Origin of the sequence: Elioraea rosea (assembly GCF_007644105.1) — a bacterium.
Lineage (GTDB): Bacteria > Pseudomonadota > Alphaproteobacteria > Acetobacterales > Acetobacteraceae > Elioraea_A > Elioraea_A rosea.
The window spans coordinates 109,418-122,903 of record NZ_VFAC01000006.1; the positions used below are offsets into that span (position 1 = coordinate 109,418).

Below are 13,486 nucleotides of genomic sequence, written 5' to 3' on the forward strand. Positions count from 1 at the left end.
CCCCCTCAGATCCGCTTCGCAAGTCGCGGGTCGAGCGCGTCGCGCAGACCGTCGCCGAGCAGGTTCACCGCAAGCACGGTGATCGAGAGGAACACCGCGGGGAAGAACACGATGTACGGCGCGACCTGCCACAGGGCTCGGCCCTCCGCCATCACGTTGCCCCAGGAGGGGATGATCGGCGGCGTGCCGGCGCCGATGAAGGACAGGATCGCCTCGGTGATCATCGCCGAGGCGGCGATGTAGGTCGCCTGCACGGTGAGCGGGGCGAGCGTGTTGGGCAGGATGTGGCGCCAGATGATGCGCGGCGTCGTCGTTCCGGCCGCGATCGCGGCCTCGACATAGGGCTGCTCGCGCAGCGAGAGCACCACGCCGCGGACGAGGCGCGAGACGCGCGGGATCTCGGCAACCGTGATGGCGATGATCACGTTCTGCACCGACCCCCGCGTGAGCGCCATCAGGGCGATCGCGAGCAGGATGGAGGGGATGCTCATCAACCCGTCCATGATGCGCATGATCACGCCATCGACCACGCGTATGAACCCCGACACGAGGCCGATGAACAGCCCCGCGGCGGAGGCGAGGATGGCGACCGAGAGCCCCACGATCAGCGATACGCGTGCGCCGTAGATGACGCGCGAATAGACGTCGCGGCCGAGCATGTCGGTGCCGAACCAGTGCACGTCCGAGGGCGGCCGCACGCGGCGGGCCGGGGCGAGCGCCTGCGGGTCGCTCGTGCCGAGGAAGGGCGCGAAGACCGCGAGCACCACCATCAGGATCAGGAGGAAGCCGCCCAGCGCGATCGTCGGGTGCCGGCGGATGAAGGTGCGGACGCGTCCCCGCTGCACCTCAGCGGGGAACACATCCACCGCCGCGGGCGCGGCGGCGACGGCTGTGTCGGGGCTCAATAGCGGATCCTCGGGTCGAACACGGTGTAGAGGAGATCGATGGCCAGGTTCACCAGCACGTAGACGAAGCTGAACAGCAGCACCACGCCCTGGATCACCGGGTAGTCGCGGCGGAGAATGGCATCGACGGTGAGCCGGCCGAGGCCGGGGATCGCGAACACGCTCTCGGTCACCACCGCGCCGCCGATGAGCAGCGCGATGCCGATCCCGATGACGGTGGAGATCGGCACCGCGGCGTTCTTCAGCGCATGCAGGAACAAGATTCCCCGGCTGCCAAGGCCCTTGGCCTTGGCTGTCCGGATGTAGTCCTGCGCCAGCACCTCCAGCATCGTCGCGCGGGTGATGCGCGCGATCAGCGCGATGTAGATGGACCCGAGCGCGATCGCGGGCAGGATGAGGTTCTCGAGGAACGGCCAGAAGCCCTCGCTCAGCGGCGTGTAGCCCTGCACCGGCAGCCAGTCGAGCTGGAGCGCGAAGATGTAGGCGAGCACGTAGCCGGTGACGAACACCGGCACCGAGAAGCCGAACACCGCGAAGGCCATCACCGCGCGGTCGATCCACGAACCGGCCTTCCAGGCGGCGACCACGCCCATCGGCACCGCGATGCAGATCGCGAGCACGATGGTGATGAGCATAAGGCTCGTCGTGGGCTCGATGCGCTGCGCGATCATGTGGCTGACCGGCAGGTTGGTGAAGATCGAGACGCCCAGATCGCCCTGGACGATGCGCCACAGCCATTCCGTGAAGCGCACCACGAAGGGCCTGTCGAGGCCGAGCGAGGCGCGGATGCGCTCGACATCCTGCGGCGTCGCTTGGTCACCCGCGATCACGGCGGCGGGATCGCCCGGCGCGAGGTAGAGAAGCGAGAACACGAAGAAGGCGACGATCAGCATCACCGGAATGGTGGCCAGAACGCGCCGTGCGATGTACGCGAGCATCGCCCTAGCCGCCCCGCGGCAACGAGATTGCGCCGATGTCGATCACGCCACTCACCCTCATGTCTTCTGAACACCCCAGAACACCGGCATCGGCCCCTTGCCGACGCCGCTGACGCTCCGCCGCCACGCCTGATACGACATGAAGAGCCCGTTGGGCACCCATGTCATGAACTCCATCGAGGCGGCGTTCAGCCGTGCCACCGCCTCGCGCTCTTCCGCAACCCCCTCGGCCGCGAACCACCCTGCGATCGCCGCCTCGATCCCCGCGTTGCTCGGCCAGCCGAACCAGGCATCCGGCCCGTTGGTGCGGAGCGCGGTGTAGGAGGCAGGGGTCGCACAGTCCGCGCCCGCGTGCCAGGTGTGGAACACGTTCCACCCGCCCTGGTCCGGCCGGTCCTTGCGGGCACGGCGCTGCGCCACCGATCCCCAATCGGTCGCAACCCGCTCGACGGAGAGGCCGAGCTCGCCGAGCAGGCGCTCGCTCACGTCCGCCATCGCCTTCAGCGGCGCCACATCGTCCGCCGACAGGAGAACGACCGGCGCGCCCTGCTGCCCCGCGGCGACGACGAGGCGACGCGCGCCCTCGAGGTCACGCGGGCCGCTCAGGATCTCGCCCCCCTCTTCGGAGTAGAGCGGCGTGCCAGGCGTGAAGAAGCTCGGGCAGAACCGCCAGAGCACGTCGTCGGCCCCGACCACGGCGCGCATGAAGTCGCCCTGGTCCGCCGCGATGGCGACGGCGCGGCGGACGCGCACGTCATCGAAGGGCGGGAAGAGGTGGTTGAAGCGGATCGCGCCGATCGCACCCATCGGATCGGCAATCTCGACCGCGACGGAACGGTTCCGCCTGAGCCCGGGTGCGAGATCGGGAAGCACGGTCTCGACCCAGTCGACAGTGCCTGAATCGAGGGCAGCCGCGGCTTCGTCAGGCACCGCCATGCTGCGCCACTCGATGCGGTCGAGCGCCATGCGCTTGCCGCCCGAGAGCCAGTCGGGCTGCTCCTGCCGTGGCGCATACTCGGCGAAGCGCTCGAACACCGCGCTCCGCCCCTTGTCCCAGAGATCGGCGCGGAACCGCATCGGTCCCGAGCCGACCGCCTCGTCGATCTCGGCGAACGGGTCGGTGCGCGCGAGGCGCTCGGGCATGATGAAGGCGCAGGGCGCCGATTGCTTGCCGAGCGCGTGGAGGAGCTTCGGATAGGGCCGCGACAGAACGAGCCGGACCGTGCGGTCATCCGATGCGGAGAGCTCCTGCCTCAGCGCGCGGATCATCTGCCCCATCGGGTCGCGCACCATCCACCGCTCGAGGCTCGCGACCACGTCCGCCCCGCGCACCGGCGCGCCATCGTGGAAGCGCAGGCCCTCGCGCAGGCGAATGGTCCACACCAGGGCGTCGGCCGAGGTCTCGTGGCCCTCGGCCATCTGCGGCTGCGGGCGGAACTGGCTGTCGATGCCGTACAGCATGTCCCACACGAGCAGCGCGGCGTTGCGAACGACGTACTGCGTGCCCCAGACCGGGTCGATGCTGGAAAGACCCGCCTGCGGCACGAAGCGGAGCGTGCGGGCCGCGGCACCTTGCGCGTGCACGGACGGTGCGGCGAGGCCGAGCCCCGCCGCAGCAACGGCCGTGATCAGCGCCCTGCGCCGCATGCCCGCTCCGCTCCCGCCCTCCGTTCAGCCGCCGCCCTTGCCCATGTTGTAGAACAGCACGACCGGGCTCTTGATCACGCCCGTGACGTCGCGCCGCCATGCCGAGGGCGAGAGGAAATGCCCGAGCGGAACATGCGGCACCACCTTGAACGCCTCGATCTGCAGCTCGCGCGCGAGCCGCTGCTGCTCGGCGAGGTTCGGCGCCTCGAACCACTCCGCGCGCAGCGCCTCCATCTTCTCGCTCGAAGGCCAGCCGAACCAGCCGCCCGGTCCGGTGCCGACCGCGCGCATGCCCACAGCCGCCGGCGGGTCGAGCCAGTCAGGCCCAGCCCAGGTCGTGTGGAAGATGTTCCAGCCGCCGCGATCGACCGGCTCGCGGCTCGCGCGGCGCTGCACCACCGTGCCCCAATCGGTCGCGACGAACTCGTGGTTGACGCCGAGGCGGCGCATGAGGTCGGCCGTCACCTGGCTCTGGGCGGCGATGGTCGGGAAGTCCGAGGCGTGCAACTGCACGATCTTCTGGCCGGAGTAGCCGGCCTTGGCGAGCGCCTCCTTCGCCTTCTCGATGCTGCGCACCTGCAGCGCCTCCGAGCCGGCTTCGGTGTGCATCGGCCCACCGAGCGACCAGTAGGAGTAGCTCGTCTTGTACATCGAGCTTTCGTCGCCGACGACGGCGCGCAGGAAGTCCTCCTGGTTGACGGCGAGCAGGAGCGCCTGGCGGATCTCCGGGTTGTCGAAGGGCGGATGCAGGTGGTTGAGCCGCATCATGCCGATCGTTCCGATCGTGTCGCGGTTCTCGACGACGACCTGGCGGTTGCGTCGGAACAGCGGCAGCAGGTCATGCAGCGGCAGTTCGATGAAGTCGACCTCGCCGTTCATCAGCGCGTTGCCGGCCGTGGCCGGGTCGGTGATGATGTGCCACTCCATCCGCTCGGCGTTCGCGCGCTTGCCGCCGGCCGTCCACGACACCTCCTCCTGGCGCGGAACGTAGGCGTCGTTCCTCATGTACACGGCGCGCGAGCCGGGCACCCACTCGTCGCGCATGAAGCGATACGGCCCGGAACCGACCCAGGAGGTGATCTGGGTGTTCGGGTCGGTCGCCGCGACGCTCTCTGGCATGATGAAGCAGGGGCTCGCATTGGGCTTGGCGATCGCCGCGAGCAAGTGCGTGAAGGGCCGCTGCAGCTTGATGCGGAAGCGGCGGTCGTCGATCGCCTCGATGGTGTCGAGGCGCTTGGCGATCTCCTGCCCGAACCCGTCGCGCGCCCACCAGCGCTTGATCGAGGCGACGCAATCCTGCGCGCGCACCGGCTCGCCGTTGTGGAACTTCTGCCCCTCCCGCAGCGTGAAGACATAGGTCTTGCCGTCGTCCTCAATCTGCCAGCCGTCCGCGGCCTGCGGCTTGACCTCGAACTTCTCGTCGACGGAGAGGATGGTGTCGTAGACGAGATAGGAGTGCGTGCGGGTGATCGTCGCGGTCGTCCACACCGGGTCGAGGCTGGTGAGGTTCGCCTGCGGCACGATCCTGAGCGTGCGCGCGGCCGCACCCTGGGCGACGGCAGGCGCGCTGACGGTGCCTCCGAAGCCCGAGGCGGCGAGGCCGCCGGCGGCGGCTCCAAGAAGTTGACGACGGCGCATAACGAGCACTCCCTCTCTCGTGTTCCCCAAAGCAGAAGCCGCGCGGCGGGCCAGTCCCGGCACCTCCTCGCAGCCCCCTCCCCCTCGCCGGCATCGTTGCGCCGGCAGCACGGGGCGGCGCACGCGCGCCGCCCCGCCAGTCCGAGCTCAGCTCTTGGTCACGCCCCAGAAGAACGGCAGCGGACCCTTGGTGATGCCGGTGACGTTCCGCCGCCACGCCTGGTAGCCGAGATAGAAGCCGTTCGGGATGTAGACGACGTGCTCCATCGCGGTCTTGTTGATGCCGTCGAACGCGGCCTTCTCATCGGCCGGCGTCGCGGCATTCAGCCACTTGTCGATCTCCGCCTCCACCTCCGGGCTGTTCGGCCAGCCGAACCACGCGCCGTCTCCGTTCGCACGCACCGCGTTGTACGAGGCGGGCGCGATGCAGTCGGCGCCGGCGTGCCAGGTGTGGAAGATGTGCCACCCGCCCTGGCCCGGAGGCGCCTTCGAGGCGCGCCGCTGCCCGACCGTGCCCCAGTCAGTCGCGACGAAGTCGACGGTCATGCCGAGGCTGCGGAGGAGCGCGTTCGTCACCTCGCCCATCGCCTTCAGCGGCGCCTGGTCCTGCGCCACGAGAACGGTGATCGGCTGGCCGCTGTAGCCGCTCTCGGCGAGCAGGCGCTTGGCGCCGTCGATGTTGCGCGGTCCCTTCAGCACGTCGCCGCCGACTTCCGTGTAGGCCGGCGTGCCCGGCGTGAAGAACGACGGCAGCGTCTTCCAGAGCGCCTCGTCATTGCCGACGACGGCGCGCATGTAGTCCTCCTGGCTCAGCGCCATCTGCACGGCCCGGCGCACGCGCACGTCGTTGAACGGGGCGTGAAGGTGGTTGATGCGGAAGCTGCCGATGTTGCCGAGCGGGTCGGCGATGTCGACCATGATGTTGCGGTTGCGCCGCAGCACCGGAACGAGGTCGGGGATCGGGGTCTCCCACCAGTCCACCTCGCCGTTCTGCAGCGCGCCGGCGGCCGTCGCGGGGTCGGGGATGATGTTCCACTCGATCCGGTCGAAGTTGATCTTCTTGCCGCCGGAGAGCCAGTCGGGCGCTTCGTCGCGCGGCTGGTAGTCGGCGAAGCGCTCGAACACGGCCTTGGAGCCGGGCACCCACTCGTCGCGCTTGAAGCGCATCGGGCCGGAGCCGATCACCTCCTCGGGCTTGATCTGGGTGAAGCTGTCCGTCTTGGCGACAGCCTCGGGCATGATGAACGCCATCGGCGTGTTGTTCTTGCCGAGCGCGAAGATCATCTTGGTGAAGGGCTGGTTGAGGCGGAACCGGAACGTCCGGTCGTCGACGGCCTCGAGCGCATCGAGCCGCGCACGGATCAGCTGGCCGAGCGGGTCGCGCGGCATCCAGCGGATCAGGCTCTGCACCACGTCCTTGGACAGGACCGGCTCGCCGTTGTGGAACTTGAGGCCGGGGCGGAGCCGGAACGTCCAGGTCTTGAAGTCGGCGGAGTGCTCCTCGCTCTCGACCATCTGGCGCTTCGGCTCGAGCTGGCTGTCGACGCCGTAGAGCGTATCCCAGATCAGCGCCGAGCCGTTGCGCACGACGTACTGCGTGCCCCAGATCGGGTCGAGATTGGCAAGGTTCGCCTGCGGCACGAAGCGCAGGACGCGCGTGGCCGAGGCCTGCCCGTGCACCGACGGTGCGGCAAATGCTGCTGTACCCGCCGCGATGCTGCCGGCGAGAAAGTCACGACGTTTCATTGTATTCAGCCCCCACTGCCTTTCTTCGGCCTGAGGACCGGCGCCCCCGCACGGCGGGCGCAGCCAGGCTTGCCGCCAGGTCCGCCCCCGCCATGTCCGGGACCCGCATTCGGGCCCCAAGCCATCCCACCGCGCACTTTACGGGCAGGGCAGCGCGGCGCAAGCCGTTATCGCAACCCTGCCCTGCCCTTTCCTCATCCGTTACGGTTCAGCCCTTGCGGATGTTCCAGAACACCGGAATACCCTTGAGCACGCCCTGCAGGTTCCGCCGGTAGGCGGTGAACTGCTTGTAGTGCCCAAGCGGGATGCCGGGCGCAGCCTGCAGGGCCGCCGCCTGGATCTCCGCCGCGATGCGCTTCTGCTCGGCGAGGTCGGTCGAGGCGAGCCACCGGTTCCGGAGCTCCTCGAGCTTCGGCACGTTCGGCCAGCCGAACCAGGCCTGGTCGCCGTGGCCGCGGATCTGGCTGTGCACCAGCGGGTCGAGGAAGTCGTAGCCAGCGAAGCTGGTGCAGAGCACGCTCCACCCGCCCTGGCCGGGCGGCTGCTTGCTCGACCGCCGCTGCAGCACCGTTCCCCAGTCCATCGCCTGGTAGTCGGTGTCGAAGCCGATCTGGCGGAACACGTCGCCCATCACCTCGGACGCCGCCTTCGGCGCGAGGATGTCGGTGGGCCCGAGGAAGACCACCTTCTCGCCGCGATAGCCGGCAGCCCGCACGGCCTCCCGGGCGGCGGCGATATTCTTCTTGAACGCATCGAGCCCGGCCTCGTTCGCCATCGGCGTGCCCGGCGTGAACCAGCCGACGCCGGTCGTGTAGCCGGCGGGGTCGTTGCCGTTGATGGCGACGACCACGTCCTCCTGGTTCACCGCGGCGATCACCGCACGGCGAACCGCTTCGTTGTCGAAGGGCGGGTGAAGCGTGTTGAACCGGAGCGCCGAGATCAGCCCGATCGGGTCCTGCACGTCGACCACGATGTTCCGGTTGCGGCGGAGCAGCGGCTGGATGTCGACCTGCGGCTGCTCCCACCAGTCGATCTCGCCTGCCTGCAGCGCCGCGGCGGCCGTTGCCGGGTCGGGTAGGATGCGCCACTCGATGCGGTCGACGTTCATGACCTTCGGCCCAGCCGTCAGGCTCGGCGTTCCGCTGCTCACCGGCACATAGTCGGCGAAGCGCTCGTAGACGAGGATCTGGCCGGTGATCCATTCCTCGCGCTTGAAGCGCATCGGGCCCGAGCCCGTGTAGTCGGTGATCTGCTGGAACGGATCGGTCTTCGCGACCCGCTCGGGCATGATGTATAGCCCGTTCGAGGGCTTCGCCAGCGTCGGGATCAGGCGAGGATAGGGCGCCTTCAGCCGGAAGCGGATGCGCTTGTCGTCGAGCGCTGTGACCTCGTCCGTCGCCGCAGCCGCGGCCTGGCCCATCGGGTCGCGCCGCCACCAGCGGGTGATCGAGGCAACGCAGTCGGCCGCCCGCACGGGCTCGCCGTCGTGGAACTTGAGCCCGTCGCGCAGGGTGATGACGACCGTCCGCCCGCCATCCTCCTCCTGGTGGCCTGCCGCCATCTGCGGGTGCACGTTGAGTTCGGCGTCGGAGCCGTAGAGCATGTCGTAGACGAGCAGGCCGTGATTGCGCGTCACGTAGGCGGTCGTCCACACCGGGTCGAGGCTGCCGGGGTTCGACTGCGGAACGAACCGCAGGACCCTGTTCGCAGCCACGCCCTGCGACACCGCGGGGGCCGACAGCCCCGCCGTTGCCGCCAGCGCGGCACCACCCTTCAGAACGTCACGACGCTTCATTCCGTACCTCCCTGTTCGCTACGCGCTCTCCACTCCCCAGAAGCGCGGTATGCCCCCCGGCTGGGCGACGCCGCGCAGTGTGCGACGATATGCCATCGGCTGGAAGAACTGTCCGAGCGGGACGTAGGGCACGTCCTCGAAGGCCTGCTCTTGCATCGCCGCCGCAATGAGCTTCTGTTCGGCGAGCGCCACCGCCTCGAACCATTCCTCGCGCAGCCTCTCGAGGCGCGGGCTGTCCGGCCAGCCGATGAAGCCCTGCGCGCCCTGCCCGCGCAGCACGAGATGGCCGGCGGGGTCGACATGGTCGAGCCCTGCCCAGTTCGAGAAATAGGCGCTCCAGCCGCCGCGCGAGACCGGCTCGCGCGAGCCAAGGCTGCGCACCACGCTGCCCCAGTCCATCGCCTTCTCCTCGACGGACAGGCCGATGCGCCGGAGCATGTCGATGCCGACGGCAGACAGCGCGGCGAGGGCCGGAACATCGGTCGCGGTGAGCACGACGACGGGCTCACCCCTGTAGCCGCTCTCCGCGACCAGGCGTCGCGCCCGCTCGAGGTCGAAACGGAGTGCGTCCATGCCGGCCTCGGTCGCGAGCGGCGTGCCGGGGGTGAACACGCCGACCCCCGTTCGCCAAAGGGAACGATCGGTTCCCATGACCGCCTGCATGTAGTCTTCCTGGTTCACCGCGGGCAGCACCGCGCGGCGAAGGGCCGGGTTGTCGAAGGGCGGCTGCAGGTGGTTCATCCTGAGCGTCGAGATGAAGCCGAGCGGATCGGGGATCTCGACGGCAAGCGCGGCGTCGCGCCTCAGGGAAGCCAGCAGGTCGGGCGTGACGCGCTCCCACCAGTCAACCTCGCCTGCGCGAAGAGCCGCGGCCGCGGTCGCCGGGTCGGGAATGATCGTCCACTCGATGCGCGCGACGGAAGCGCGCTTCGGCCCCGCGAGGAACGAGACCGCCCCGTCCTCGCGCGGCACGTAGCCGTCGAAGCGCTCGTAGGCCACGCGCGCGCCTGGGTTCCACTCGTCGGCGCGGAACCGGAACGGCCCTGAGCCGATCGCTTCCGCCCCGCCGAAGGGCTGGAACGGATCGCGTGCCGCGATCCGCGCCGGCATGATGAAGGGGGCGAGGCTGCCGGGCTTGCCGAGTGCTGCGCGCATGTGCGGAAACGGCGCGCGGAGCCGGATCGCGAAGCGCCTGTCGTCGAGGGCGCGTATCTCCTCGGCGAGCGCGGCAAGCCGCGAGCCCATCGCGTCGCGCCTGCTCCAGCGCATCAGGGAGGCGACGCAATCCTCCGCGCGGACGGGTTCGCCGTCATGGAAGCGCAACCCCTCGCGGAGCGTGAACACCCAGCGCCGTCCGTCCTCCTCCACCCGGTCGCCGGCGAGCATCTGCGGTTGCGGCTGGAAGCCGTCATCGAGCGCGTAGAGCGTGTCCCACACCAGGAACCCGTGGTTGCGCGTGATGTAGGCGGTCGACGCGACGGGATCGACCACGGACAGGTTCGCGTGCGGGACGAAGCGAAGCGGCCGCGTCGCCTGGGCACGGGCCACGCTGGGTGCCGCGAGCGCCGCTGCGCCCGCGAGGAGGGAACGACGAGGGATCATGCGCGCCTGACGTTGAGGGGAAGAACCATGCCCTTGAGCACGCCTGTGAGCGAGCGCCGCCAGGCGGAGGACACGAAGTACTGGCCGAGCGGCCAGTAGGGAACGTCCTGCCAGAAGCGCGCCTGGATGCGCCGCCCCAGCAGGGCCTGCGCCTCTGCGTCCGGCGCGTCGAACCATTCCTCGCGAAGGGCCTCGAGCTCGGGGCTGGTCGGCCAGCCGAACCACGCATCCTCGCCATTGCCGCGCAGAAGCAGGTGCGCGCCGGGGTTCATCAGGTCGGCGCCTGCGAACAGGGCGATGACGACGTTCCAGCCGCCCTGGTCCGGCGGGTCCTTCTTCGCCCGCCTGCCGAGCACGGTGCCCCAGTCCGACGGCGCAGGCTCGACGGCAAGCCCCGCCCGTCGCATCGCATCCACCGCGACGATGCTCAGCGCGTTGTTGTTCACGACATCGGTCGGGTGAAGGAACACCACCTTCTCGCCGCCATAGCCCGCCGCGTCGAGCGCCGCCTTCGCTGCCTCGAGGCTCCTCGCGCCGGTGACGGTCTCGATGCCCATGTCGGAGGCCATCGGCGAGGCGACGGGGAAGCAGCCCACCCCGTCGCGCCAGACCGACCCGTCGGCTCCCATGATTGCGGTCATGTAGTCGGCCTGCGCGATCGCGGGCCAGAGCGCGCGGCGGCGCTCCGGCGTGTCGAAGGGCGGGTGCAGGTGGTTCGGCCGCATCATCGCCATGATGCCGGAGGTGTCGACGCGGTCGACCACCACCTCGCGGTGGCGCTGGACGACGGGGCGGAGATCGTTGGCGACCTGCTCCCACCAATCCACCTCGCCTGCCTGCAGCGCCGCAGCGGCCGTACCGGCATCGGGGATGATGCGCCACTCCATCCGGTCGAAATGCGCGAGCTTCGGCCCCGCCGTCATCGAGGGCATGCCCTCGCGCGGGACGTAGCGGTCGTAGCGCTCGTAGACGAGCTGCGCGCCGGAGACGCGCTCATCGGCCCTGAACCTGTACGGCCCCGACCCGATGATCTCGGCGATCGCCGTCGTTGCGGGGGTGCGGGCGAGCCGCTCAGGCATCACGAAGCAGGGGTAGCTCGACGCCTTGGCGAGCGCGTCGAGCATCGGGCCGAAGGGGCGCGTCAGGCGCATCTCGAAGCGCCTGTCGTCGAGCACCTCCATTCCCGCAAGCCGCGCCTTCAGCGTCTGTCCGTGCGTGTCGCGCGCCATCCAGCGCTCGATCGAGGCCATCGCATCGGCCGCGCGCACCTTCTCGCCGTCATGGAAGGTCGGGCCGTCGCGGAGGGTGAAGGTCCAGCGATGGCCGTCATCCTCGACGACATGGCCCTCGGCGAGCTGCGGCTGCGGGCGGAAGTGCTCGTCGAGCCCGTACAGCGTGTCCCACACCATGTGGCCGTGGTTCCGCGTCGGGTAGGCGGTGGTCACCATCGGGTCGAGGATCGTGACATCCGCCTGCGGAACGAACTTCAGGACGCGCGCGGCCGCGGGCTGCGTGATCGCCGGGGCCGGAAACGACGCGGAGGCGGCAAGCGCCGCCCCCGCGCGGAACAACTGGCGTCGTCGCATCAGCTCGGCACCGCTCAGCTCTGGCGCCGGACGTTCCAGAAGACCGGCACCCCGCCCGCGGCCATCGGCCCGGCGAGGCTGCGGCGATAGGCGATCGGCTGGAAGTACTGGCCGAGCGGGATGTAGGGCACGTCGATGAAGAGCTGGCGCTGCAGGTCGGCAGCGATCGCCTTCTGCGCATCGAGCGTCGGCGCCTCGAACCAGGCATCGCGAAGCTGCTCGAGCCGCTCCGAGGTCGGCCAGCCGATGAAGCCCGCGTCGCCCTGGCCGCGCAGCATGTGGTGGCTTGCCGGGTTCAGGTGGTCGAGCCCTGCCCAGAAGGTGAAGAACACGCTCCAACCGCCACGGTCGAGTGGCTCCTTGCTCGCGCGCCTCTGCACCACCGAGCCCCAGTCCATCGCCTGGGTGTCGAGGTTGACGCCGAGGTCGCGGAACATGCCGCCGCCGACCTGCGAGAGCGCGACGAGGCTCGGCAGGTCGGTGGTGGATAGCAGGACCAGCCGCTCGTTGTTGTAGCCGCTCTCGGCGATCATCCGCTTCGCGAGCGCTGTGTCCTCCTTGTACACATCGGCGATGCCGACATCGGTCGCCAGTGGCGTGCCTGGCGTGAAGGCGCCCACCCCCTTCCTGTGCAGCTTCGGGTCGGTGCCGATCACGGCCTGCATGTAGTCGGACTGCTTGACCGCGCGGATCAGCGCCTGGCGGAACTTCGGGTTGCTCATCGGCGCGTGCAGGTGGTTCGGCCGGAGCACGGCGACGAGGCCGAGCTCGTCCTGCACCTCGACGGAGATGTTCCGGTTGCGCCCGAGCAGCTGGAGGTAGTCGCCCGTCGGCTGCTCCCACCAGTCGATCTCGCCAGCTTGCAGCGCCGCTGCCACCGTCGCGGCATCGGGGATGATGCGCCACTCGATCCTGTCGAAGTTGACGACCTTCGGCCCGGCGGTGAAGGAGGGCTGCCCCTGTTCGCGCGGGCGGTACTCGGCGAACTTCTCGTAGACGACGAGCGAGCCCGAGTTGAACTCGTCGCGCTTGAACCGGAACGGACCTGAACCGATCATCTGCTCGGGGCGGATCTGGGTGAACGGGTCGGTCGCAGCGATCCGCTCGGGCATGATGAAGGGCGGGTTGGACGTGGGCTTGGCCAGCGCGTCGAGCATCAGCGGGAAGGGCTTCGAGAGGCGGATCTGGACGCGCCTGTCGTCGAGGGCGACCATCTCGGTCACCACGGTTGCCATCTTGGCGCCGAACGCGTCGCGCGCCGCCCAGCGCTTCAGCGAGGCGATGACGTCTGCCGAGCGCACAGGCTCGCCGTCATGGAAGCGGAGGCCCTGGCGGAGAGTGAACGTCCAGCGCTTGTCGTCATCCTCGAGGGTGTGGCCCTCGACCATCTGCGGCTGCGGGCGGTACTGCGCATCGAGGCCGTAGAGCATGTCCCACACCATGAACCCATGGTTGCGGGTGACGTAGGCGGTCGTCCAGATCGGGTCCATCACCGTCAGGTTCGCCTGCGGCACGAAGCGCAGCACCCGCGCCGAGGCCGGCTGGGAGAGTGCCGGTGTTGCCAGCGTCGCCCCGGTCGTGACCGCCGCCGCAGCGGCAAGCAAGTCGCGTCGCTTCATCGCTCTGTCT

At 69.5% G+C, this 13,486-nt stretch carries 9 protein-coding genes; all 9 read right to left on the reverse strand.

Translation table 11 applies throughout. From position 1 onward, the window contains the following. Positions 1 to 5: 5 nt before the first annotated feature. The 9 genes from FIF60_RS06550 to FIF60_RS06590 all read right to left on the reverse strand — a co-directional run bounded on the left by FIF60_RS06550 (position 6) and on the right by FIF60_RS06590 (position 13,476). A complete protein-coding gene (locus tag FIF60_RS06550; protein ID WP_144185075.1) occupies positions 6 to 905 on the reverse strand; it encodes an ABC transporter permease in 900 nt (299 codons plus the stop codon). Continuing rightward, complete coding sequence (locus FIF60_RS06555) at positions 902 to 1,843, reverse strand: ABC transporter permease (RefSeq protein WP_144185077.1); 942 nt, start codon at positions 1,841 to 1,843, stop codon at positions 902 to 904. The genes FIF60_RS06550 and FIF60_RS06555 overlap by 4 nt, the downstream gene beginning before the upstream one ends. A gap of 57 nt (positions 1,844 to 1,900) precedes the next feature. Continuing rightward, positions 1,901 to 3,490 (reverse strand): ABC transporter substrate-binding protein, encoded by a 1,590-nt coding sequence (locus FIF60_RS06560; protein ID WP_144185079.1) that lies wholly within the window; start codon positions 3,488 to 3,490, stop codon positions 1,901 to 1,903. Positions 3,491 to 3,514: 24 nt separating this feature from the next. Beyond that, the gene (locus FIF60_RS06565; protein WP_144185081.1) at positions 3,515 to 5,128 is read right to left on the reverse strand and encodes an ABC transporter substrate-binding protein; all 1,614 of its coding nucleotides are present in this window, start codon (positions 5,126 to 5,128) and stop codon (positions 3,515 to 3,517) included. A 147-nt stretch (positions 5,129 to 5,275) separates the two neighbouring features. Further along, positions 5,276 to 6,874: an ABC transporter substrate-binding protein gene (locus FIF60_RS06570; protein WP_144185083.1), complete on the reverse strand. Its 1,599-nt coding sequence runs from the start codon at positions 6,872 to 6,874 to the stop codon at positions 5,276 to 5,278. A gap of 208 nt (positions 6,875 to 7,082) precedes the next feature. Next, the gene (locus FIF60_RS06575; RefSeq protein WP_144185085.1) at positions 7,083 to 8,669 is read right to left on the reverse strand and encodes an ABC transporter substrate-binding protein; all 1,587 of its coding nucleotides are present in this window, start codon (positions 8,667 to 8,669) and stop codon (positions 7,083 to 7,085) included. Between the two features lie 18 nt (positions 8,670 to 8,687). After that, positions 8,688 to 10,268, reverse strand: a complete 1,581-nt coding sequence (locus FIF60_RS06580; protein ID WP_408869789.1) for an ABC transporter substrate-binding protein — start codon at positions 10,266 to 10,268, stop codon at positions 8,688 to 8,690. Next, complete coding sequence (locus tag FIF60_RS06585) at positions 10,268 to 11,857, reverse strand: ABC transporter substrate-binding protein (RefSeq protein ID WP_144185089.1); 1,590 nt, start codon at positions 11,855 to 11,857, stop codon at positions 10,268 to 10,270. Before FIF60_RS06585 ends, FIF60_RS06580 begins: the two co-directional genes overlap by 1 nt. 14 nt (positions 11,858 to 11,871) lie before the next feature. After that, a complete protein-coding gene (locus tag FIF60_RS06590; RefSeq protein WP_144185091.1) occupies positions 11,872 to 13,476 on the reverse strand; it encodes an ABC transporter substrate-binding protein in 1,605 nt (534 codons plus the stop codon). Positions 13,477 to 13,486 lie beyond the last annotated feature (10 nt).